Below are 23,685 nucleotides of genomic sequence, written 5' to 3'. Positions count from 1 at the left end.
CAGCGCTCGACGAGCCCGGGTGTTGCTGCCGTCGGCCCTCTTGCGCAAGCGAGAGGGTGCAGGGAAGGCCGGGTGCTGACCGCGGCCCATGGCCCGCCTGCAGACAAAAAGCAGGCGGCAGTCACCACAGGTACGGCCCTCAACCGGCCTTCCCTGCGCGATGGAGTTAACGCTTACTTCGCGCTCTCCCCGGTGTCCGGCTTGTAGTCACCGTCGCCCGTGCGCCTCGTCAGCAGCACAGGCTTGACGCCAGCATCGGGGCGCCAGGACCACGCGACTTCGCGTCCGAGAGTCAGCGCTCGTCCGCGCATCAAGCGCACGCTGCCGTCTCGTCCATCGCCTCCCACACTCCACGTATCGTGACGACGCGTACGCCCTCTGCATGAGGCGGGATGCGCGGAAAGATCGGTCTGATTTGCCCGACGTGGCAAGGGAGAGCTGGTGCGACATAGTAACCCGACGGGCAACAAGTGCATCGCCGCACCGATTCTGTGGCGACCCGCGCTCTCACCGTCGTCATGCCCGGGCTTGTCCCGGGCATCCACGCCGAGCAGCGTTCGCCGAACGACGTGGATGGCCGGGACGAGCCCGGCCATGACGAGTAACAAACGAGCGCCCCCCCCCGGAGCCACCGTCAGTGCTCGCTACTTCCAGACCCCCAACACAAGGAACCGCAACGACGACTTATCCGTTGCAACGCCGTCCTCACCGCCACGGAGATCACGGATGGCCCCCCGCGCCTATTGGAAAGGCTCGCTTAAACTCTCGCTCGTCAGCTGTCCTGTCGTGCTCTATCCGGCATCCACCTCGGTGGAGAAGACGCGGTTTCACCTGATCAACCGCGAGACCGGCAACCGGCTCAAGCAGCAGATGATCGACGCCGAGACCGGCGACATCGTCGAGGGCGATCAGAAGGGCCGCGGCTATGAGCTGGCCAAGGGGCAGTATGTCGAGATCGAGCCGGAGGAGCTGGAAGCGGTCCAGATCGAGAGCAACCATACGATCGACATCGACAGCTTCGTGCCGCGCGACGAGATCGACCAGCGCTATCTCAACCACCCCTATTATATCGCCCCCGACGGGAAGGCAGCGATCGACGCCTTTGCGGTGATCCGAGATGCCATGAAGGACCAGGACCGGGTCGCGCTGGCGCGCATCGTGCTGACGCATCGCGAGCACATCATCGCGATCGAGCCGATGGGCAAGGGCATGCTCGGCACCACCCTGCGCTTCCCCTATGAGCTGCGCGACGAGGCCGAGTTCTTCGACGACATCAAGTCGCCGAAGATCACCAAGGACATGGTCGAGCTGGCCGGTCACATCCTGCAGACCAAGGCCGCACACTTCAAGCCGTCGGAGTTCAAGGATCAGTACGAGACCGCGCTGAAGGCGCTGGTCAAGCGCAAGGCTTCGGGCAAACCGATCAAGCTGCCGGAGCCGGAGGAGAAGTCGGACAACGTCGTCAGCCTGATGGACGCGCTGAAGCAGAGCCTGGGCAAGGGTGGGAAGAAGGCGTCACCCGCACCGTCGCGGCGCGCGCCGCCGCATCGCCGTCCGGCGAAGAAGGCGCATCGGTCCGCGGCGCGACAGCGCAAGGCGGGGTGATGACCCCGTAGCTCGGATGAGGGCAGCGACATCCGGGATCACGTAGATCGTTCGTGAGAACCCGGATGTCGCTCCGCTCATCCGGGCTACAGGGTGCTTTAACGCGAGTGCGCCCACGCCCACCGCCGTCATCCCGGCGAACGCCGGGATCCATACTCCGCGGCGATTGTGGTGAGACAAGACTGGCGGACATCCCGCCCAATTACTTCTCCCTGTGGTTATGGGTGCCGGCGTTCGCCGGGACGACAGCGGAGGACTGGGCGACGACTGCGCGTCACGACGCGCGTGGCGCGGATGAGCGCACCTGTCAGCTCTTCTTCGACGACTTCTTCTTCGCTGTCTTCTTCGTGCTCTTCTTGCTCGAACTCTTCGCCGACTTCTTGGCCGTCTTCTTCGCCGACGACTTCGCGCTCTTCTTCGCAGGCACCTTCTTGCCTTCGCGGCGTGCCTCGGAGAGGCCGATCGCGATCGCCTGCTTGCGGCTCTTGACCTTGCGGCCGGAGCCACCGCTCTTCAGCGTGCCGGCCTTGCGCTTCTTCATCGCGCGCTCGACGTCCTTGGAGGCGCCCTTCGAATATTTGCGTGCTGTCTTTGCCATCAACATGGTCTCCCTGTGACAGCACGGCAATCACGAGAGGAGAGGAAGGTTCCGATTTGGAGGAACTAATGCAATAGGAGAGCTCTCGCATGTTGGCCTGCGCCGCCCGTGCGGCTGCCCCTCACCCCAACCCTCTCCCCGTAAGAACGGGGAGAGGGAGCGCAGCGTGCGTGCTGACGTAGTTCGGCATTCATCGGTCGGAAGGCGCATCTCCATCACAAGGCGCGGCTCGCCGTCGTGAAGAAGCACTAATCCGGCGCGCGCAGGCGGTAGCCGATGCCGGTGTCGGTCAGAACGAATTGCGGGCGCTCGGGGTCGGTCTCGATCTTCTGGCGGAGTTGGCGGACGTAGACGCGGAGGTATTGCGCGTCGGTCAGTTCGTCCCACAGCTCCTTCAACAGGAAGCGATGCGTCAGGACCTTGCCGGCGTGCTGCACCAGGACGCGCAGCAGGTCGTATTCCTTCGGCGACAGCTTGATCTCGCGGTCGCCCAGCTTGACGATACGCCGCACGAGATCGACCGAGAGATCGCCGGTGCGGAACACCGGGCGTTCGCCCTGCACCTGTAACTGATGACGTAGCGCCGCGCGCAGGCGGGCCAGCAGCTCGTCCATGCCGAACGGCTTTGTGATGTAGTCGTCGGCGCCGAGATCGAGCGCCTTGACCTTGCCCGCCTCGTCGCCGCGGCTCGACAGCACGACGATGGGAATGCTCTCGTTGCGCGCGCGGATGGTGCGCAGCAGCTCGTGGCCGTCGATGTCGGGCAGGCCGAGATCGAGGATAATGAGCGACGGCTCCTCGGCGAGCTTCTCGAGCGCGACCTTGCCGCTCGGCGCCTCCAGCATCTCGTAGCCCTGCGTCGCCAGCCCCATCCGCAGCAGTTTGCGGATCGGCGGCTCGTCGTCGATGGCGAGCACCTTGATGGGAGCGCCTGTCATGCGGCGGTGTCCAGCGGTTTGGCCTGCGCCGGCACCGGCAGGCGGATGGTGAGGACGGCGCCGCGCCGGTCGGTGCGGTTGCCGGCGACGATACGGCCATGCATGGCCTCGATGAAGCCGCGCGAGATCGCGAGCCCCAGCCCGGTGCCGGGCCGCACCTGGTCGCCCTTCTGCACGCGGTAGAACTTGTCGAACACGTGCTCGACCTCGGCGGCCGGGATGCCGTCGCCCTCGTCCCTGACGTCGAGCACGATCCAGTTGCCATCACTGAAGCCGCGGATCGCGATCGACGTATCGGGCGGGGCGTATTTGGCCGCATTGTCGAGCAGGTTGAACAGCACCTGCTCGAACAGCACCGCATCGACTTCGACCATCGGCAGGTTGGAAGCCAGCTCGAGCGACACCTTGTGACTGGCGAGGATCTTGCCGGCGCGGCGCAGCGCGCTGCCGACGATCTCGCCGAGATCGTGCAGCGCGCTGTTCGGCTTGATCGCGCCGGATTCGAGTTTCGTCATGTCGAGCAGATTGGCGATGAAACGGTTCAGCCGCTCGGACTCGTCGATGACGGTCGCGAGAAGCTCGAGCTTCTCGCGATCCGACAGCCGCGTCGCGAGATCGCGCATCGTCGAGGCCGCGCCGAGCACGGAGGCCAGCGGCGTCTTGAGATCGTGCGAGATCGAGGTCAGCAGCGCCGAGCGCAGCCGGTCCTGCTCCATGCTGCGCTTGACCTTGTCCATGTCCTCGACCAGCAGCACGCGCTCGATCGCCAGCGCACCCTGGTCGACCAGCGCATCCAGCAGCCGGCGCTGGTCGGGTGTCAGCAGCGGCCCGGTGCGGTCATCGTCGATGCCGATGACGCCGATCAGCCCGCGGCCGGTGCGCATCGGCAGGAACAGACGCTTGGCGCCCGGCAAGGTGTCGGAGCCGCGGCCTGCGGCACGATCATTGGCGAAGGCCCAGCTCGCGGCGGCGAGGTCGGCGTCATCCAGCTGATCCTCCGGCGGATAGCCGGCCATCACGGTGAGCTTGCCGTCCTGCGGCAGCAGCAGTACGACGCGTACTTTCAGCATCAGCGCGGCCTGATAGGCCGTCGCCCACAGCACGTCGTCGAGCGTGGCTGTCCCTGCGAGCTTGCGGCTGAAGGCGTAGAGCTGCTCGGTGGTGCGGATGCGCAAGGTCGCGGTATCCGCCTGCGCGCGCACGCGGGCCGCGACGTTGGATACCAGCATCGCGATCAGCATGAAGAAGAAGAACGCGGCGATGTTGGTCGGATCGGTGATCGTGAACGTATAGAGCGGCGGCAGGAAGAAGAAATTGTAGCAGAGTGACGAGACGACGCTGGCGAGCAGTGACGGCCCCAGCCCATAGCGCGCGGCGACGCTGACAACAGCGGTGAGGAACACGAGGTCGACGTTCTCGATGCCGAAGAACGGCTGGATCAGCTCGGCCAGGCCCAGACCGAATGACGAGAACAGCAGCGCCATCGCATAGGGTTTCGGCCGCAGCGGATCGCTGCGCGGCCGCGTCTGCACGGAGGCTGCCGCCGCCTCCGCCGGCTCGTCGCCGGCGATGACGTGGACGCTGATATTGCCGGCGCGACGGACGAGATCATGCACCACCGAGCCCCGGAGGATCTCGAACAGGCGCGAGCGGCTCGACTTGCCGATGACGATCTGGGTGACATTGTGAGCCTGCGCGAAGCCGATCAGGTCGTCGGCGATGCGCCGGCCGACGCCGGGGATCGTCAGCGCCTCGCCGCCCAGCGTCTCCGCCAGCCGCAGCGTATCGGCAAGCCGGTCGCGCTGCTTGTCGCTGAGCTGAAGATTGCGCCGCGTCTCGATCGTCACCGCCGTCCACGGCGCATGGACGCGATCGGCAAATCGCTTGGCGTAACGCACGAGGCTCGCGGCGCGCGGATCGTCGGAGACGCAGACCAGGATGCGCTCGCCGGCCGCCCACGGGCCGGCGATGGCGTTGGCCTGCATGTGGTTGAGCAGCTGCTCGTCGACGCGCTCGGCGGTCCGGCGCAGCGCGAGCTCGCGCAGCGCGGTCAGATTGCCGGGCGAGAAATAATGCTCCAGCGCGCGCTCGGCCTGCTTGGGCACATAGACCTTGCCCTCCTTCAGCCGCTGGATCAGATCGTCGGGCGTGAGGTCGATCAGTTCGATCGCATCGGCGCGATCGAGGATCGAATCCGGCACGGTCTCGCGCACCCGCACATGCGTGATCTGGGCGACGACGTCGTTGAGACTCTCGATGTGCTGGACGTTGACCGCCGTGTAGACATCGATGCCGTGCGACAGCAGCTCCTCGACGTCGAGATAGCGCTTGGGATGCCGGCTGCCGGCGGCGTTGGTGTGGGCGAGCTCGTCGACGATCGCGAGCTTCGGGCGGCGCGCGATCACGGCGTCCAGGTCCATCTCCTCGACGACCTGGTCCTTGTAGCTGATGCGCTTGCGCGGAATGACTTCGAGGCCACGCACCAATGCCTCGGTCTCGATCCGGCCATGGGTCTCGACGAAGCCGATGACCACATCGACGCCGGCCTTCATCCGGGCATGCGCGCTCGACAGCATCTCATAGGTCTTGCCGACGCCAGGGGCGGCGCCGACGAAGATCTTGAGCTTGCCGGCAGGACTGTCCTCCCGCCGGGCTGCTTCGAGCAGGGCTTCCGGCGAGGGACGCTGGTCAGGATCGCGGCGTTGGCTGGCCATGCGGCATTATAGACGGAGGTCCCCCGAGGCCAAGATCTTGATACCAAGACGAGGACCCGGGCGACCTCACTCGACCGTTACTTGGTTGCCGTTGCGGCATCGAGCGCCAGATTGAGCGCAAGCACGTTAACGCGGGGTTCGCCGAGCAGGCCGATCAGCCGCCCATCGGTGTTTTTCGCCACCAGCGCCTGCACGCGATCCTCGGCAATGCCGCGCGCCTTGGCGACGCGGGGGACCTGGAACAGCGCCGCCTCTGGCGAGATGTCCGGATCGAGGCCACTCGCCGAGGTCGTCACCAGATCGACCGGCACGGCCTGCGCGGGGTTCTCGGACCTGAGCTTGTCGACGTCCTCCTTGACGCGATCGGCCAGCGCCTTGCTGGTCGGGCCGAGATTGGAGCCGGAGGAGTTGGCGGCGTTGTAGGGCGCCGGCACGGTCTTGGTGGAGTCGTTCGGATCGGCGGTTGTCGTCGCCGAGAGCCGGCCGTGGAAATATTTGTCGTCCTTGAACTCCTGACCGATCAGCGCGGAGCCGACCACCTCGCCGTTGCGCGTGATCAGGCTGCCTTCGGCCTGAGCTGGGAAGATGGTGCCGGCGACGACGGTCATGCCGAGCGGATAGATCAGGCCCGTGATGAGCGTGAGGGCGAGCAGGACGAAGATGGCGGGACGGATTTCTTTGAGCATGGTGTGTCTCCTATGTGTCTGCCGTCATTGCGAGGAGCGAAGCGACGAAGCAATCCAGGGCTGCGCGCGGGACTCTGGATTGCTTCGCTTCGCTCGCAATGACGCCGATAAGTGATCAGGCCAGATGCAAGGCGGTCACGAGCAGGTCGATCGCCTTGATGCCGATGAAGGGGATGATGATGCCGCCGAGGCCATAGATCAGCAGGTTGCGGCCGAGCAGCGCGCCGGCGCCAATGGCGCGGTAGGCGACGCCCTTCAGCGCCAGCGGGATCAGTGCGATGATGACAAGCGCGTTGAAGATGATCGCCGACAGGATCGCACTCTCAGGGCTGGCGAGGTTCATCACGTTCAGCACGTTGAGCTGCGGGTAGAACGCCAGGAACATCGCCGGGATGATGGCAAAGTATTTTGCGACGTCGTTGGCGATCGAGAACGTCGTCAGCGCACCGCGCGTCATCAAGAGCTGCTTGCCGATCTCGACCACCTCGATCAGCTTGGTCGGGTTGGAGTCGAGATCGACCATGTTGCCGGCCTCGCGGGCGGCCTGCGTGCCGGTGTTCATGGCGACGCCGACATCGGCCTGCGCCAGCGCCGGCGCGTCGTTGGTGCCGTCGCCGCACATCGCCACCAGCTTGCCCTTGGCCTGCTCGTCGCGGATCAGCCTGAGCTTGTCCTCGGGCGTCGCCTGCGCCAGGAAATCGTCGACGCCGGCCTCGGCGGCGATGGCAGCCGCAGTCATCGGATTGTCGCCGGTGATCATGACGGTGCGGATGCCCATGCGGCGAAGCTCGGCGAAGCGCTCGCGGATGCCGCCCTTGACGATGTCCTTAAGCTGGATGACGCCGAGCAGGCGGCCGTCCTTGGCCACCGCGAGCGGCGTGCCGCCGGCCTTGGCGATCTCGTCGGCAATCGCGCGGATCTCCCGGGCCAGCTCGCTCTCCATCGGCTGGATCGCGCGCATCGTATTGCCCGAAGCGACCTGCATCGTGCCGCCACTGACGTAATTGAGGATCGCGTCGACCGCGCCCTTGCGCACCGAGGAGCCGCCGGCATCGACGCCGCTCATGCGGGTCTGCGCCGTGAACGGCACGAAGGTAGCGCCGAGCTCGGCCATGTCGCGGCCGCGGATGCCGTATTTCTCCTTGGCGAGCACGACGATCGAGCGGCCCTCCGGCGTCTCATCGGCGAGAGAAGCGAGCTGCGCGGCGTCGGCCAGCTCCTGCTCGCTCACGCCCCTGACAGGACGGAACGCGGTCGCCTGGCGGTTGCCGAGCGTGATGGTGCCGGTCTTGTCGAGCAGCAGCGTGTCGACGTCTCCGGCAGCCTCGACGGCGCGGCCGGACATCGCCAGCACGTTGAAGCGCACCAGGCGGTCCATGCCGGCGATGCCGATCGCCGACAGCAGCGCGCCGATCGTGGTCGGGATCAACGTCACGAACAGCGCCACCAGCACCACCACCGAGATCGAGCCGCCGGCATAGGCCGCGTAGCTCGGGATCGTCACGGTCGCGAACACGAAGATGATGGTGAGGCCGGCGAGCAGGATATTCAGCGCGATCTCGTTCGGCGTCTTCTGCCGCTCGGCGCCCTCGACCAGCTTGATCATGCGATCGATGAAGGTCGAGCCTTGCGCGGCGGTGATGCGCACGCGGATCCAGTCCGACAGCACCTGCGTGCCGCCGGTCACCGCCGAACGGTCGCCGCCGGACTCGCGGATGACCGGCGCGGACTCGCCGGTGATGGCGGCTTCGTTGACCGACGCGACGCCTTCGATCACCTCGCCGTCCGAGGGAATGGTGTCCCCCGCCTCGACCAGCACGATGTCGCCGACCTTGAGCGTCGTGCCGGCCACCAGCTGGTAGCTGTGATCGGACGTATCAGAACCGGTCAGCAGCTTGGCCTGGCTCTCGGTGCGGGTCTTGCGCAGCGACTCCGCCTGCGCCTTGCCGCGGCCTTCCGCGACGGCCTCGGCGAAATTGGCGAACAGCACGGTGAACCATAGCCAGAGGATGATCTGGAAGGTGAAGCCGAGATTCGCCCCGCCGGTGACGACGTCGCGCAGGAAGATGACCGTGGTGAGCGCGGCGACCACTTCGACCACGAACATCACAGGGTTCTTGATCATCAGCCGCGGATCGAGCTTGACGAAGGCCGCCTTGATGGCCGGCAGCACGATCTTGGCATCGAGCATCGTCGACATCGACGAGCGCGTCTGCAGTTTGATGGTATCCATGGAGGTTGCTCCGAGATCAGAACACGGTGCCGGCGGTCATCGCGAGATGCTCGACGATGGGACCGAGGGCGAGAGCGGGGAAGAAGGTGAGGCCGCCGATGATCAGGATGACGCCGACGACCAGGCCGACGAACAGGCCGCCTGTGGTCGGCAAGGTGCCGGCGGACGGCGGGATCGACTTCTTCTCGGCCAGCGAGCCTGCGATCGCCATCGCCGGGATGATCATGAAGAAGCGGCCGACGAACATCGAGCTTGCGAGCGTCAGGTTGTAGAAGAAGGTGTTGCCGGTGAGGCCTGCGAAAGCCGAGCCGTTGTTGGCGGTCGCCGAGGTGAAGGCGTAGAGCACCTCGGTGAAGCCGTGCGGACCGGCATTGGCCATCGAGGCGACGGCGGACGGCAGCACCACGGCGACCGCGGTCCAGCCGAGATACATCAGCGGCAGGATCAGAATCGCCAGCATCGCCATCTTGACCTCGCGGGCCTCGATCTTCTTGCCGACATATTCCGGCGTGCGCCCGACCATCAGGCCGGCGACGAAGATCGCGAGCACGACGAACAGCAGCATGCCGTAGAGGCCGGCGCCGACGCCGCCTATGATGATCTCGCCGAGCTGCATGTTGATCAGCGGGATCATGCCGCCGAGCGCGGTGAAGCTGTCATGCATCGCGTTGACCGCGCCGCAGGACGCCGCCGTGGTGATCACGGCGAACAGCGACGACGCGACGATGCCGAAGCGGACCTCCTTGCCCTCCATGTTGCCGCCGGTCAGCCCGAGCGCGTTGAGCACGTTGCTGCCGCTCGCTTCCGCCCAATAGGTCACGGCGACGCCGGCGATGAACAGCACACCCATCACGGCGAGGATCGCCCAGCCCTGGCGCTGGTTGCCGACCATGCGACCAAACACGTTGGTGAGCGCGGCGCCGAGCGCGAAGATCGAGATCATCTGCACGAAGTTCGACAGCGCTGTCGGATTCTCGAACGGATGCGCGGCGTTGGCATTGAAGAAGCCGCCGCCATTGGTGCCGAGCATCTTGATCGCGACCTGCGAGGCCACCGGCCCGACCGCGATGGTCTGCTTGGCGCCCTCCAGCGTCGTCGCCTCGACATAGGGCCCGAGCGTCTGCGGGATGCCCTGCCAGACCAGGAACAGCGTGTAGACGATGCACAGCGGCAGCAGGATGTAGAGCGTGCAGCGTGTCACATCCACCCAGAAATTGCCGACGGTGCGCGCGGACGCCCGCGAGAAGCCGCGGATCAGCGCGATCGCGAGCACGATGCCAGTCGCGGCCGACAGGAAGTTCTGGTGCGTGAGGCCCAGCATCTGCACGAGATAAGAAAGCGTGCTCTCGCCGCCGTAGTTCTGCCAATTGGTGTTGGTCAGGAAGCTGATCGCGGTGTTGAACGACAGATCCTCGGCGACCGCGGACTGGCCGGCGGGGTTGAACGGCAGCACGGCCTGCAGCCGCATCACGCCGTAAATGATGAGGAAGCCGCCGACATGAAACAGCAGCATCGCGACCGTATAGGTCAGCCAATGCTGCTCGCGACGCTCGTCGACGCCGCCGACCCAGTAGATGGCGGATTCGACCGGCCGCAGCACGGGCGAGAGAAACGTACGTTCGCCGCTGAAGACGCGCGTCATGTACCAGCCGAGCGGCTTGGCGAGCGCGACGACGACGGCGCAGAAAAGCAGGATCTGGATCCAGCCGATGACGGTCATGGGGATTGTCCTTGGGAGTTGCTGATGCGGGCGGTCAGAACCGCTCGGGCCGCAGCAGCGCGTAGGTGAGATAGATCAGGAGGCCGAGCGACACGGCGCCGGCGAGCGAATAGTCGACGATCATGGCGCGCCTCCTACAGCCGCTCACAGACATAGGTGTAGCCGATCGCCAGTGCGAAGAGGCCGGCGCCGAGCGCCAGCATCAATAGGTCCAGCATGATGTGCTCCTCATGCGCGAGATGCGCGCAAACCACGGAGCGGCCGGGAGCATGCAGTGGCAGCCACGGTCCGTTCCACGCTCCCAGGTGGCATCGGACCTCATAGGTTTTCGAGACTTCGCGGTCGGCAAAGTTATAGGAATCCCATAAAGACGGCCGGCTTTCGCGGCCCAGATCGCCCTCGCCGCCATTGCGCGCCTATGCGCCGGCCTCAGCGGCGCCGCGCGTTTATGCGGCGCTTATTTCTTACCCACCCCCGCCCTCTCGCATTCCTACGGCCTCCGCCGCCAGATTGCCGATCGCGAGCCCGGTCGGGTTGCCGCTCACGGAGACGGAGCAACATCATGCCGTTCACGATCATCCAGGATGCCGCGCAGCCCCCACAGGCCGCGCAGGAGGCCGCCGCGCTGCTCACGGATCTTCTCGGCGAGGACGATGATGTGTCGCCGCTGTCGGCGCGCGCGCGGCGGCGGGTGCGGATCGACCAGATGCTGCGTGCCGAAGCCCGGATCGACGCCGCGCTCGAGCTGATCGCCTTGCGGCTGCCGCGCTGGTCGCTGCGCCGCCTCGCCTATGATGATGGCGAATGGCACTGCGCCCTGTCACAGCAGCGCGACATGCCCGACTGGCTCGACCAGTGCGCCGAGGCAACGCACAGCGATCTGTCGCTCGCGATCCTCCACGCTGCCGTCGAGGCGGAGCGTCTCGAGCAGAGCGCCCTGCCCTCACCCGGAAAGCGCTTATCCGAGCCGATGCTCACGGAACTGATCTGCTGCGATAATTTCTGAGCTGCGAGAGCGCAGTCACGCGGCTCGGGGTCCCCAGCGATTGCATAAAAAAAGAGGTGGATGCAGTGCATCCACCTCCCGCTTGCTTTGATGTCCAGGCGATCAGAAGATCTTGACCGCGCTTTCCAGCGTCTTCCAGACGCCCCAGGCCAGCGGCACGCCGACGAAGGCCCAGAACAGCGCAGCCTTGGTGTCGAGACCGCCCTTGCCGATACCGAACGAGCCGTGCTGGATCGCCGATTCGTTCTTGGCGAGCTGTGCCTGATACTGCGCGACCTCATCCGGGCTCATGTTCCACTTGTCGTCGACAGGCTTGATCAGCAGGTTGCAGATCAGGCCGGCCAGGAGCATGGCGCAGAGGATGTACATCGTGGTGTTGTAAAGCTGGTCGCGCGGCACGCCGGCGGCAAGCTGGAACTCACGGATGTAGTTGACCACGACCGGACCGACGATGCCGGCAGTCGCCCAGGCCGTCAGCAACCGGCCGTGGATGGCGCCCACGAACTGGGTGCCGAACAGGTCGGCGAGATAGGCCGGCACCGTGGCGAAGCCGCCGCCATACATCGAGAGAATGATGGCGAAGGCGCCCACGAACAGCAGCTTGGAGCCCATGGCTGCGAAGGTCGGCGCCAATGCGTAGAGCACGATGCCGATCAGGAAGAAGCAGTAATAGGTCGCCTTGCGGCCGATGTGATCCGAGAGCGAGGCCCAGAAGAACCGGCCGCCGATGTTGAACAGCGACAACAGGCCGGCGAAGCCCGCGGCGATGCCCGCGATCGCCGCCTTCTGCGTCGCGTCGAGCTGATTGAAGCTGACGTCCGGCAGGCCGATCAGCTTGCCGGCAAAGATCTCCTGCAGCATCGGCGAGGCCATGCCGATCACGCCGATACCCGCCGACACGTTCAGGCAGAGCACCGACCAGACCAGCCAGAACTGCGGAGTCTTATGCGCATTGTCGAGATGCACATGATGCTCCGAGATCATCGCCTTCTTCACCGCCGGCGGCGTCCAGCCTTCGGGCTGCCAGCCGACCGGGGCGACGCGATAGGCGAAAGCGCCGATCATCATGAACACGAAGTAGATCAGGCCCATGGTGACGAAGGTCTCCCAGACGCCGACCGAGGTCGGGGTCTTGAAATAGTTCATCAGCAGGTTGGCCAGCGGAGCACCGATCATCGCGCCGCCGCCGAAGCCCATGATCGCCATGCCGGTCGCCATGCCGCGACGGTCCGGGAACCATTTCACCAGCGTGGACACTGGCGAGATATAGCCGAGGCCAAGGCCGATGCCGCCGATCACGCCGGCGCCCAGCCACATCATCCAGAGCTGGTGCACATAGATGCCGAGCGCTGCGATCAAGAGACCACCGCCCCAGCAGCAGGCTGCAACGGCACCGGCCTTGCGCGGTCCGGCGCGCTCGAGCCAGCCGCCCCAAATCGCCGCCGAGCCGCCGAGCAGCACGAAGAACAGCGTATACATCCAGCCGAGGCTAGCGACCTTCCAGTCACAGCTCGTCGTGAACAGCTCCTGCACCAGGCTCATATCGGTGCAGACCTGGCTCTGCGTCACGCCGATGGCGCGCGACAGAGGCAGCCAGAACACCGAGAAGCCATAGGCCATGCCGATGCACAGGTGAATGCACAGCGCAGCCGGCGGGACCAGCCAACGGTTGAACCCGGCTTTCGCCACCGTGTGTTCACGATCGAAAATTCCCGCTTGCGCAGTCGGGAGCGAGCCCGCGCTCTCAATGGTTGCCATGCATTCCTCCCCTACGGACTCCCGTCCAACGCAACGACGTCATGTTCTGTCCCCTTGATCAGAATCAATACGCTTACTCACCCTGCCCGCTGTCGACGTACCAGACCATTTTCGCGACGCACAAACGCCAAGAACGGTTCCATGGGCATGCCACCCCCCACCGGGTCTCATGCACCGTGTCATCTTTGTGCCGCGGTTCCGCCTGGCCCGCTCCCCAGCGGGCATGACTGACCTTCCGCAACCTCCGCGGAAGCGCCCCAATTGGTGCAGAAGCACGGCAAAATGTCGATAGTAAAATGGTAATAATCAGTCAAACTTCGTGGATTGATCGCACTGCAGCGAGCATGTGTTGCTAACAAACACGAAAAATCGACGTGCAACCGACGCCACCGCCACTCTCGGCTGTAGTCATGATGTTCTCGACTACTTCGGACGATTCAGCATCACTCACGGAATCAACTAATGAGATGCGCTGACCATCGCGACTGATATCGTGCGGGGCGCGACATGCTCGCGAAATCGTGAAGACAGCAGCAACCTCTCCTTGCCTTTGCACATCAGCACAAGCCTGGACTGAGAACGCGGCATTGTTGTGGGCGACCTCCGGCGAGCATGCGACGATAGGAAGCGGTTACGCCACTTGACAGCCCCGGGGGCGCTGACGACGGCGCACGAACTACGTAGTTGGACAACCCTGGTGCTGTGATGAACACGCGATCGATATCGTTATTCCAACGGCGCCGCCGACTTCTCGATCAAGAACAAGATGGCGCGATCGCTGCGGTCGACGATCTCCACTCGATCGCCGGTTTCACGAATCAAGTTGGGAATGTCGATCGCGGCCAGCGGATCGGTGCAGCAGACTTCCAGGCGCTCGCCCGGCCTCAGCGACTGCAGCGCCTTGCGCGTCTTCAGTGCCGGCAGCGGACACTTCAAGCCCGTCAGATCCAGCCTTGTGATGCTCATGGGCGGACCATGGCGAAGTGGCCAGGGCACGTCAACCCGGTTAATTCGACCGGCTCCGAGCCCGAGTTCCAGATCGGGAACGACGCCGGTTCCCGGCGGTTCCGTGCTTTTCTCAGGAGTTCCATCTTTCGATTCCCGCCCGATCCTGCAGCGCCACGATTTCCGCGAGCGGCACGGCATGCTCGCGGGCCAACGCAGCGATGGCGGGAATGTCGTCGAGATGGGCGCGCGGCAGAGCCCCCTCGACTGGGACGTCACTGGCGATCGCAATGATGCCGGGATCGGCAGGAAAGAGCAGCGGCTTGCCGTTGGCCGCGCGATGCACCTCGATCCTGTGATGCGGGCCGGCCTTGTAGCCTTCGATGACGACGAGATCGACCGGCGACAGCCGCGCGAGGAGATCGGTCAGCGGAGGCTCCGGCGCGCCGCGCAATTCATGCATCAAGGCCCAGCGGGTGCCGGAGGCGACCAGGACCTCGGCTGCTCCAGCCTCGCGGTGCCGCCAGGAATCCTTGCCCGGGGTATCGACGTCGAACCGGTGGTGGGCGTGCTTGATCACGGACACGCGCAGCCCCTGCGCGTTGAGGTGCGGAATGAGCCGCGTGAGCAGCGTAGTCTTGCCGGCGCCGCTCCAGCCGGCGAGGCCGATGATCTTCATCACAGTCTCCAGGTCGAACGACCGAGCGATTTTCGACTGCTCTATAACGGCTGAACGGAGATGTCATGCCTGCATGGACCACCGTTCAGGGAGCCGCGGGGGACGCGCCAGCCTCTCCAGCGATCATCTCCAAATCGTGGATCATCACAGGGAATGCGCTGACGCGACGCTGCGATGCGTGATAACGCAACCGACGATGACAGCCACGACTTCGATTCCAGGGGTCCTCCTCGCCGGCGGCCTCGCCCGGCGCATCGGTGGCGGGGACAAGCCGATGCGGATGATCGGCGGCCGCACGCTGCTGTCGCGCGTGATCGCGCGGCTGCAGCCGCAATGCGACGCGCTGATCCTCAATGCCAATGGCGATCCCGCACGGTTCGCGGATTATGGCCTCACTGTCGTGCCCGACACCGTCGAGGGATTTCCAGGTCCCCTGGCCGGCATCCTGGCCGGGCTCGACTGGGTTGCAGCGCATCGGCCGTCGGCACAGTGGATGCTGAGCGTCGCCACCGATTGCCCGTTTCTGCCGCGCGATCTGGTGGCACGGCTTGCCGAGGCGCGCGAGGCGGATCAGGCCGAGCTCGCGCTGGCGGCATCGGACGGCCAGACCCATCCCGTGACCGGCCTCTGGCCCGTCGCCCTTCGCGACGACCTCCGCCGCGCCCTGACGGGCGAGGACATCCGGAAGGTCACCCGCTTCACGGCGCGTTACAAGGTCGCGACCGTGACATGGCCGGTCGTCCCGTTCGATCCGTTCTTCAACGCCAACACCGCCGAGGATCTCGCCGAGGCGGAACGGCTGGCAGCGCTGGATGAGTGAGGATGCGTAATGGATACGACAGCCCCGGTCCGCCGCGCGGTCATTGCGGTGGCAGCCCTCAATCTCGGCTATTTCGGCATCGAGTTCGCGGTGGCCTTGGCGATCGGCTCGGTGTCGCTGTTCGCCGACAGCGTTGATTTCCTCGAGGATGCCTCGGTCAATCTGCTGATCGCGCTGGCGCTGCGCTGGAGCCCGACACGTCGCGCGCAGCTCGGCAAGGTGCTGGCGCTGATCCTGCTCGCACCGGCGCTCGCGGGGCTGTGGACCGCAGGCGAGAAGTTCTTCACGCCGGCCGTGCCGGCGCCGCTGCCGCTCACCATCACCGGCCTCGGCGCGCTGGTCGTCAATCTCGGCTGCGCGCTGATCCTGGCTCGGGTCAGGGATCATCAGGGCAGCCTCACCAAGGCCGCGTTCCTCTCGGCGCGCAACGACGCCTTCGCCAACGTCGCGATCATCGCGGCCGGTCTCGTGACCGCCTTCGTCTGGCGCTCGATCTGGCCGGACCTGATCGTCGGCGTCGGCATCGCGCTGATGAATGCGGACGCGGCGCGCGAGGTGTGGGAGGCCGCGCATGAAGAGCACAAGGCGGCCAAGGCCTGAGCCGCGGCACCTGCGTCGCTCTCGCGCTGCGAGGCGCCTGTGGCGGTGCAGCGCAAGTGATCGCTCCACTGCTCCGCTGCGAGGCGTGATTGACGGCCGCCTCGGATTGATTGCAGATAGGCGGAGCGGCCGGCAGAGCCGCGACGAACAACGGCGTCATGCCGGCATCGGTGGAGGACGGATTGCAACTGAGCTCCTTGAGGACCGCCGCGTGGGCGGCCGCAGCGCTGCTGGTCACCACCGCCGCGCAGGCCGAGATCTCTGACAACGTCGTCAAGATCGGCGTGCTCAGCGACATGAACGGTCCGGCCTCGACGCCGACCGGACAGGGCTCGGTCACCGCGGCGCAGATGGCGGTGGATGATTTCGGCGGCAAGGTGCTGGACAAGCCGATCAGCGTCATCGTCGGCGACCATCAGCTCAAGCCCGACATTGGCGCCGCGATCGCACGGCGCTGGTACGACACCGAGCAGGTCGATCTCATCGTCGATGTCCCCGTCTCTGCCGTCGGCCTCGCGGTGCAGACCATCGCGACCGAGAAGAAGAGGCTGTTCATCACCCAGTCGACGGGTGCTGCCGATTTCCATGGCAAGTTCTGCTCGCCCTACGCGATGCAATGGGTGTTCGACACCAAGGCGCTGGCCACCGGCACGGCGAAGGAGGTCGTCAAGCGCGGCGGCGACAGCTGGTTCTTCATCACCGACGACTACGCCTTTGGCCACTCGCTGGAGCGCGACGCCTCGAGCGTCGTCACCGCCAATGGCGGCAAGGTGGTTGGCGCGGTCCGGCCGCCGTTTGCGACGCCGGATCTCTCCTCCTTCATCCTGCAGGCCCAGGCCTCCAAGGCCAAGATCATCGGCATTGCCGCCGGTCCCCCCAACAACATGAACGAGATCAAGACGGCCGCCGAGTTCGGCCTGCTCAAGGGTGGCCAGCAGATGGCGGCGCTGCTCGCGCTGATCACCGACATCCATTCGCTCGGCCTGCCCGCCGCGCAGGGCCTGCTGCTGACGACCTCGTTCTACTGGGACATGGACGACAAGACGCGGGAATGGTCGAAGCGCTATTTCGCCAAGATGAATCGGATGCCGACGATGTGGCAGGCCGGCGTCTACTCCGCCGTCACGCATTATCTCAACGCCGTCAAGGCCGCGGGAAGCGACGATCCGCTCGCGGTGGCCGCCAAGATGCGCGAGACGCCGGTCGAGGATTTCTTCGCCCGCAACGGCAAGCTCCGCGCCGACAATCTGATGGTGCACGACCTCGTGCTGGCGCAGGTCAAGTCACCGGAGGAGAGCAAATATCCGTGGGACTACTATAAGATCCTCGCGACGATCAAAGGCGAGGACGCGTTCGGCCCGCCGGATCCCGCCTGCCCGCTGATCAAGAAGTGACGGCGCACTGATCGACCAGCGGCCCGCGCACGCGGCCTGCCAACGAAACACATCCCGGGGGAAAGCGGACATGAAGCTGGCGCGTGCATTGCTGTTCGGACTGATCGTTGCCACGGGACTTGCGGCACAGCCGGCCGCGGCCGCCTATCCGGACCGCCCGATCCGCTGGCTGATCGGCTTCGCTCCGGGCGGCCCCGTCGACATCGTCGCCCGCATCATGGCGCAATGGCTGTCGGACCGTCTCGGCCAGCAGGTGGTGGTCGAGAACCGCACCGGCTCGGGCGGCAACATCGCCGCCGCCGCCGCGATCAACGCGCCGCCTGACGGCTACACGCTGTTGTTCGTCGCGCCGAACAACGCGATCAGCACCTCGCTGTACAAGAAGCTGCCTTATGATTTCATCCGCGACACGGTGCCGGTCGCCAGCATCATGCAGCTCACCAACATGCTGGTGGTCAGCAACGATGTTCCAGCGAAGACGGTGAAGGAGTTCATCGACTACTGCCAGGCCAATCCCGGCAAGATCGCTTTCGCCTCGTCCGGCAACGGCACCTCGGTGCACATGGCGGCCGAGCTGTTCAAGGCGATGACCAAGTGCGACATGCTGCACGTGCCCTATCGCGGCTCGGCGCTGGCCTTCCCCGACATCATCTCCAACAAGGTGCAGCTGATCTTCGACAACCTGCCGACGGCCCTGGAGCAGGCGCGCGGCGGCAGCGTCCGTGCGCTCGGCGTGACCTCGCCGCAGCGCTGGCCGACGGTGCCTGATGTGCCGGCGATCGCCGAGACCGTGCCGGGCTACGAATCGGTCGGCTTCTACGGCATCTCCGCGCCGAAGGGCACGCCGCCCGAGATCGTGGAGCTGCTCAACAAGGCCGTCGGCGAGGCGCTCAAGGACCCCAAGCTGGTGGCCCGACTCACCGAGACAGGCGGCATCCCCCGCGCGATGACGCCGGCCGAATTCGGCAAGCTCGTCGCCGACGAGACCGAGAAGTGGCGCAAGGTGGTCGAGTTCGCCGGGGTCTCGGTGGACTAGCGCGCAACGGTCCGAGCCGCCGCGCCCAGATCTGGCGCGGCCCGGCGGCAGCCCGCCAACGCCGCAAATCGATCCAGCAGCGGCATTGCCGGATCGGCGCAAGGGCTGTAAACGAAGCCCGCACCGCCGCTGGATCTCCCGGGTCGCCGCGGGCAGGCCCGTCCCGCCCGCCCCGAAAGATCCCTCCGTGCCGCGGGGCCTGTAGCTCAATGGTTAGAGCCGGCCGCTCATAACGGTCTGGTTGCAGGTTCGAGTCCTGCCGGGCCCACCAGCGATTTCAGTGACTTACGACTTGACCTCCAGATGCTTCTCTAGGTCAACCACCGTTTCAACCACCGATGAGTTCTGCTTTGCTTCTTTTGAAGTAATCGCAGCTGCGGCCTCGCGCATGTAATCCGGATGGTGATGGCCATATGTGTCGAGCAGCACCTTAACGGACATTCCGAGAAACCCAGAGGCCTGCCAGGGGTCGGCGCGCCGCTGCATAAGCCACGTCGCTGCCGTGTGGCGCAGAGTGTGCGGCGAGATATTCCCGTCCCTGAGCGACAGCCCTGATAGCCGCACCGCAGTCGCAAATCCGGTTTTGACGGATTTTACCGGCTGGCCGTTCCATTCAACGAAGTGCGAACGTACGCCGCCGCTTCGTGCCCAGCGCCTCATGTGCGCCAAAAGTCGTCCTGGTATCGGTACCGGAGGCTGCCGCTTGTTGGTCGCTCGCTTTCCCTGGGCAAGGCGATAGAAGATCCCCCGATCTAAATCGACAAATGACCGGCCGTCCTTGCGCTCGGGCGAAGCCGACGCGATGGCCCCAGCGCGTGTACCGGTGTACAAGCCGATCAGAAGGAAACGGGCGATATGACGTAGCGGCCGCTTGTCCGTCTCGATCTTCTGGCCCTTCAAAAGGCCGCGATGAATGGTCTGTGCCTCGCGGGCGCGCCAGCAGGTCCAAAGTAGTCGCGCAGCTTCTTCGCGAGTCAGCCAGCGCTCCCGCGGTCCCCCCTTCTCCGGCAACGTCACATGGATCATCGCATGGTGAAGGTTCTCACGGGCATGATGCCCGATCGCCGCTCGCAAATCCTCTAGATCGCGCCGCGCGCCGCCGGAATTGCCGCGCGCCTTTACATAAGCGGCGCAAAGCGCAGAATTGATCTCGCCCAATATTTTGCCGCCGAAGAAGTCGTTCAGCCGTTCGATCCGCCCATCGAATTTTTCGGGTGAAGCTTGCCGACCGCGGCTGTCCTGATGATAGATCGACAACACGTCGGCGATGTCAATCACGTCCACATCGCGCGTCTTTCTAGGCGGCTTGTACTTGTCGGAAATATACGCCGCTAAAGCTCGCTCGGCTTCGGCCGGCGGTCCTTTTCCAAACGGCTCCGCAAGGCATCCCGTGGCGATATGCTTGCCGCCGTCCTTGATAATCCAGACGGAGGCGGCAACGAACCTCCCATCTTTGCGGCGGACTGGCCGCTTCCAGAGCCGAGGTCCTTTGCATGTACGCGGCATAACCGTCGCATCTCCTCGATTGCGGCCAGCGTCGTGAACTGCTTCCCGGCCATAACCTCGACGGTGAGCCTTTTTCTGCGGATTTCCCTGCGCAGGCCTGAGACCGTCATCCCTCCCATAGGAAATACGATCTTTACGGCATCGGCAAGCCGCAGCGGAGTATCCGGCGCAATTTCAGGATGTGCTCGATTTGTCATCAACGCTAAGGGTGCTTTCGATAAAGACCTGACCATGTGGCCTGCGGCCCTTTAGAGGTAAAGCTACGCTACCTTCGATCGCAGGATTGGCTATCTTCTCGTACAATTGAATAGACGTGCAGTATCGCGAGGCAGAGAGGCGTCAGGCTCCGGTGCTCGTCCTGCGCTAGGCGAGCCCCCAATAGCACTACCCAAGGATGAACTTTTCCTTGTTGAAGGTGAAGGCTGCTATTTCCATGCGTGTTTTGAATGAGTCGTCGAGAAGTTCATCCGATGTCCAATGGCCTAGGATTGCATCGGGCTCTCTTCACCACTCGGCCGTAAGCAGACGCACGTTGTCATCCCCCTGTAGGAAGATGCAGTTTTGCTCGTCAATACTAGGCAGCGCGATTTGACCGTGCCCTCAAGTTTTATTCAGACCTGAGTTCGTTCGGGCGGTTGGATATGCCCATATGGGGGGTAGTAGCGGCGGGAGCTGGAGCGGAGCTCTCGACATAGCGCAGCGCCAGATCCCGACGCGGATGGCAGGTGGCAGCCAACTCGGATGGCGTCTTCCACCCGAGTTGCGAGTGCGGCTGAGCGTCGTTATAGTCGGCCCGCCAGCATCGGTGCGCGACGCGGGCCTGGCGAACGAGGTGACAAGGGTCTCGTTCAGCAGTTCATCCCGCAGGCGGCCGTTGAAGCTCTCGAAGAAGGCGTTCTGCATGGGTTTGCCCGGCGCGATGTAGTGCTAGGCGACACGGCTCTGATCGGTCCATCTCAGAATGGTCTTGCTGGTGAGCTCGCTACCGTTGTCGCTCACCATCATCCTGGGCTTGCCGCGCTCGGCGACCAGCCGGTCCTGCTACCGAGCGACCCGGGTGCCCGAGAGTGAGGTGTCGGCCACCAGCGCCAGGCACTCGCGGGTGCAGTCGTCGACCACGGTCAGGATGCGGAAGCGCCGGCCATCGGTCATCTGATCCGACATGAAGTCGAGCGACCAGCGATCATTCGCTAACCTCTGCGGCGCACCGTGAGCCGTTCCTCCCGGTACAGCCGGAACAGCCTCTTGTGATTGACCAGGTAGGCCTCCCGCTTGAGCAGGACGTGCAGGCGACGATAGCCGAAGCGGCGGCGCTCGTAGGCGATCGCCCTCATGCGCTGCCGCAGCCCGGCATCATCGGTCCGGCTCGTCTGATATCTGACCGTCATGCGGCAACAGCCGACGGCTTTACACGCCCGCCGTTCGCTCATCCCGTGAACGCCACGAGATGTACGACAGCCTTCCGCTTCGCCGCGGGCGTCACCACTTCTGTCCCAGGAGGTCCTTCAGGGCTGCATTGTCCAGCATCGCGTCCGCCAGCAGCCGCGTGTTCTCGTCCTCCAGCGTCTTCAGCCGCTTGACCTCCGAGACGTCCGTTCCGCCGAATTTGGCCTTCCACTTGTAAATGCTGGCGTCGCTCACGCCATGCTTGCGGCACAGATCGGCGACCGCAACGCCAGCCTCGTGCTCCTTCAAAATCCCGATGATCTGCTCTTCCCTAAAGCGGCTGCGCTTCATGCTCTGGTCCTCTCTAGGGGCCAGAACGAACTTCAAACTGGATTAAGCCCTTGGGGGCAAGGTCAGATTCCCGCCCCCTTGTCGTCCTGCAAAAGAGGCGGTGGTTTTGCCAGAAACGATCGTGTCCCGTGGCGTGGTGTAGCTCGCGGTGGGTCACCGCGTTCGCCGGCGAGAGCCGGGCTGGTCAGCTGGCGATAGCCTGAAGGCTGACGGTAGGATCATCGCTCATCGGTGCGATGGTTTCCAGTGTCACATAGCGGGCTCGCTGGACGGCCCATTCGTCGTTTTGTTCGAGCAGGATCGCGCCGATGAGGCGGACGATGGCATCCTCATTTGGGAAGATGCCGACCACCTCGGTGCGCCGCTTGATCTCTCCGTTGAGACGCTCGATCGGATTGGTGGAGTGCAACTTGGTCCGGTGCTGGGGCGGGAACGTCATGTAGGCGAGTACGTCGGTCTCGGCCTCGTCGAGGAAGCCGGCCAGCTTGGGCAGCTTGGGGCGGAGCTGATCGGCGACCTTGCGCCACTGCGTTTTTGCGGCATCGGCATCGTCCTGGGCGAACGCGGTGGCGATGAAAGCGGAGACCACGCGGCGCCCGCTCTTTCCGGCATGGGCCAGCGCGTTGCGCATGAAGTGGACGCGGCAGCGCTGCCAGCTGGCGTTGAGCACCTTGGCGACGGTGGCCTTGATGCCCTCGTGGGCGTCGGACACGACGAGCTTGACGCCGCGCAGGCCGCGGCGGGCGAGCTTGCGCAAGAACGCGGTCCAGAACGTCTCGGCTTCGGAGGGGCCGACGTCCATGCCGAGAACCTCGCGCCGGCCGTCGCTGTTGACACCGACTGCGACGATCACCGCCACCGACACGATGCGCCCGTTCTGGCGCACCTTCACGTAGGTGGCGTCGATCCACAGATACGGCCAGTCGCCCTCGATCGGACGGCCGAGGAAGGCCTTCACCTTGTCATCGATCTCACCGCACAGCCGGCTCACTTGGCTCTTCGAGATGCCGGTCATGCCCATGGCCTGCACCAGGTCATCCACCGAGCGGGTTGAAACGCCTTGCACATAGGCTTCCTGGACCACGGCGGTGAGCGCCTTCTCGGCCATCCGGCGCGGCTCTAAGAAGCCCGGGAAATAGGAGCCCTTGCGCAGCTTGGGAATACGCAGTTCGACCGTACCGGCCCGGGTCTCCCAGGTCCGGTCGCGGTAGCCGTTGCGCTGGGCCAGACGCTCGGGGGTCTTCTCGCCGTAGCCTGCTCCGGTCTGGCTTTCGACCTCCAGCTCCATCAGGCGCTGGGCGGCAAAGCCGATCATCTCGCGCAACAAATCCGCATCAGGGGTCTTCTCCACGAGTGTTCGCAGGTTCATCATGTCGTCGGTCATCGGTGGGTCCTCGGTTGCGTTGGCGTGTCGCAACCCGATCCTACCGGAGAACTGCCGATGACCACCGCAAAGCCGCCCGCCCGCTACGGCGCTACGTGACAGCGCGCGTCCGGGCGGCTTTGCTCTACCGAGCTACACCACCACCGGGGACACGACCCCAGAAACTGGCGGGCATCCTTCGACAGGGGAACTCAAGTCAGGGAATCGCCAGCCGGCGCCTTAGCATTCCAGCGCGTCGAGACCTCCCGAAAGATCGTCCAGGAGCCCCTCGGCCTAGCTGTCGCCAAGGCTGACGAAGTGCACGTCTTCGCCGACACGCAGGTCCG

18 protein-coding genes, 1 tRNA gene and 1 pseudogene are annotated in these 23,685 nt (G+C 64.9%); 7 read left to right on the top strand and 13 right to left on the bottom strand.

All coding sequences use genetic code 11. From position 1 onward, the window contains the following. Window positions 1-726 precede the first annotated feature (726 nt). Window positions 727-1,605, top strand: a complete 879-nt coding sequence (locus BRAD285_RS06230) for a Ku protein (RefSeq protein ID WP_006614025.1) — start codon at window positions 727-729, stop codon at window positions 1,603-1,605. 307 nt (window positions 1,606-1,912) lie between these two features. On the opposite strand, the gene BRAD285_RS06225 is transcribed toward BRAD285_RS06230, so the two are convergent. From BRAD285_RS06225 to BRAD285_RS06195, 7 genes are all read right to left on the bottom strand, one after another. Beyond that, window positions 1,913-2,203 carry a DUF6496 domain-containing protein gene (locus BRAD285_RS06225; protein ID WP_006614026.1) on the bottom strand — a complete coding sequence of 97 codons (291 nt, stop codon included), beginning with the start codon at window positions 2,201-2,203 and terminating at the stop codon, window positions 1,913-1,915. Between the two features lie 248 nt (window positions 2,204-2,451). Beyond that, on the bottom strand, window positions 2,452-3,141 hold the full coding sequence (locus BRAD285_RS06220) for a response regulator (protein ID WP_006614027.1): 690 nt from the start codon (window positions 3,139-3,141) through the stop codon (window positions 2,452-2,454). Next, window positions 3,138-5,855, bottom strand: coding sequence for a sensor histidine kinase KdpD (locus BRAD285_RS06215; protein WP_006614028.1), 2,718 nt, complete (start codon window positions 5,853-5,855; stop codon window positions 3,138-3,140). The genes BRAD285_RS06220 and BRAD285_RS06215 overlap by 4 nt, the downstream gene beginning before the upstream one ends. 77 nt (window positions 5,856-5,932) lie before the next feature. Then, a complete protein-coding gene (locus BRAD285_RS06210; RefSeq protein ID WP_006614029.1) occupies window positions 5,933-6,541 on the bottom strand; it encodes a K(+)-transporting ATPase subunit C in 609 nt (202 codons plus the stop codon). 115 nt (window positions 6,542-6,656) lie between these two features. Beyond that, complete coding sequence (gene kdpB / locus BRAD285_RS06205; RefSeq protein ID WP_006614030.1) at window positions 6,657-8,774, bottom strand: potassium-transporting ATPase subunit KdpB; 2,118 nt, start codon at window positions 8,772-8,774, stop codon at window positions 6,657-6,659. Between the two features lie 16 nt (window positions 8,775-8,790). Then, window positions 8,791-10,494, bottom strand: coding sequence for a potassium-transporting ATPase subunit KdpA (gene kdpA, locus BRAD285_RS06200; RefSeq protein WP_006614031.1), 1,704 nt, complete (start codon window positions 10,492-10,494; stop codon window positions 8,791-8,793). A gap of 34 nt (window positions 10,495-10,528) precedes the next feature. Then, complete coding sequence (locus BRAD285_RS06195) at window positions 10,529-10,618, bottom strand: K(+)-transporting ATPase subunit F (protein ID WP_006614032.1); 90 nt, start codon at window positions 10,616-10,618, stop codon at window positions 10,529-10,531. Between the two features lie 438 nt (window positions 10,619-11,056). Here BRAD285_RS06195 and BRAD285_RS06190 point away from each other — a divergent pair, with 438 nt between their 5' ends. Continuing rightward, entirely contained in the window at window positions 11,057-11,500 is a 444-nt protein-coding gene (locus BRAD285_RS06190) for a hypothetical protein (protein ID WP_006614034.1), read from the top strand. Window positions 11,501-11,602: 102 nt separating this feature from the next. Here BRAD285_RS06190 and BRAD285_RS06185 read toward each other — a convergent pair whose 3' ends face one another. From BRAD285_RS06185 to mobB, 3 genes are all read right to left on the bottom strand, one after another. After that, a complete protein-coding gene (locus BRAD285_RS06185) occupies window positions 11,603-13,258 on the bottom strand; it encodes an OFA family MFS transporter (protein ID WP_006614035.1) in 1,656 nt (551 codons plus the stop codon). A gap of 726 nt (window positions 13,259-13,984) precedes the next feature. Then, entirely contained in the window at window positions 13,985-14,224 is a 240-nt protein-coding gene (locus tag BRAD285_RS06180; RefSeq protein ID WP_006614036.1) for a sulfurtransferase TusA family protein, read from the bottom strand. A gap of 112 nt (window positions 14,225-14,336) precedes the next feature. Then, window positions 14,337-14,882 carry a molybdopterin-guanine dinucleotide biosynthesis protein B gene (mobB, locus tag BRAD285_RS06175; protein WP_006614037.1) on the bottom strand — a complete coding sequence of 182 codons (546 nt, stop codon included), beginning with the start codon at window positions 14,880-14,882 and terminating at the stop codon, window positions 14,337-14,339. 196 nt (window positions 14,883-15,078) lie between these two features. Between mobB and mobA the strand changes: the two genes are divergently transcribed. From mobA to BRAD285_RS06150, 5 genes are all read left to right on the top strand, one after another. Further along, complete coding sequence (gene mobA, locus BRAD285_RS06170; protein ID WP_035647980.1) at window positions 15,079-15,702, top strand: molybdenum cofactor guanylyltransferase MobA; 624 nt, start codon at window positions 15,079-15,081, stop codon at window positions 15,700-15,702. Window positions 15,703-15,711: 9 nt separating this feature from the next. Continuing rightward, the gene (locus BRAD285_RS06165) at window positions 15,712-16,302 is read left to right on the top strand and encodes a cation transporter (RefSeq protein WP_006614039.1); all 591 of its coding nucleotides are present in this window, start codon (window positions 15,712-15,714) and stop codon (window positions 16,300-16,302) included. A 182-nt stretch (window positions 16,303-16,484) separates the two neighbouring features. After that, window positions 16,485-17,696 (top strand): ABC transporter substrate-binding protein, encoded by a 1,212-nt coding sequence (locus BRAD285_RS06160; RefSeq protein ID WP_006614040.1) that lies wholly within the window; start codon window positions 16,485-16,487, stop codon window positions 17,694-17,696. 70 nt (window positions 17,697-17,766) lie between these two features. After that, window positions 17,767-18,732, top strand: a complete 966-nt coding sequence (locus BRAD285_RS06155; protein ID WP_006614041.1) for a tripartite tricarboxylate transporter substrate binding protein — start codon at window positions 17,767-17,769, stop codon at window positions 18,730-18,732. 195 nt (window positions 18,733-18,927) lie between these two features. After that, window positions 18,928-19,003: transfer RNA gene (locus BRAD285_RS06150), tRNA-Ile, on the top strand. A gap of 14 nt (window positions 19,004-19,017) precedes the next feature. On the opposite strand, the gene BRAD285_RS06145 is transcribed toward BRAD285_RS06150, so the two are convergent. The 3 genes and pseudogenes from BRAD285_RS06145 to BRAD285_RS06135 all read right to left on the bottom strand — a co-directional run bounded on the left by BRAD285_RS06145 (window position 19,018) and on the right by BRAD285_RS06135 (window position 23,359). Continuing rightward, window positions 19,018-20,238: a site-specific integrase gene (locus BRAD285_RS06145; RefSeq protein WP_006614042.1), complete on the bottom strand. Its 1,221-nt coding sequence runs from the start codon at window positions 20,236-20,238 to the stop codon at window positions 19,018-19,020. A 607-nt stretch (window positions 20,239-20,845) separates the two neighbouring features. Continuing rightward, window positions 20,846-21,975, bottom strand: a pseudogene (locus BRAD285_RS06140) (IS3 family transposase). Window positions 21,976-22,159: 184 nt separating this feature from the next. Then, complete coding sequence (locus BRAD285_RS06135) at window positions 22,160-23,359, bottom strand: IS256 family transposase (protein WP_035648604.1); 1,200 nt, start codon at window positions 23,357-23,359, stop codon at window positions 22,160-22,162. Window positions 23,360-23,685: the final 326 nt, after the last annotated feature.

This window comes from Bradyrhizobium sp. ORS 285 (assembly GCF_900176205.1).
In the GTDB taxonomy this organism is placed as follows: domain Bacteria; phylum Pseudomonadota; class Alphaproteobacteria; order Rhizobiales; family Xanthobacteraceae; genus Bradyrhizobium.
Note: the sequence above shows the minus strand (reverse complement) of the source record. Positions and strands in the feature narration are given on the sequence as shown.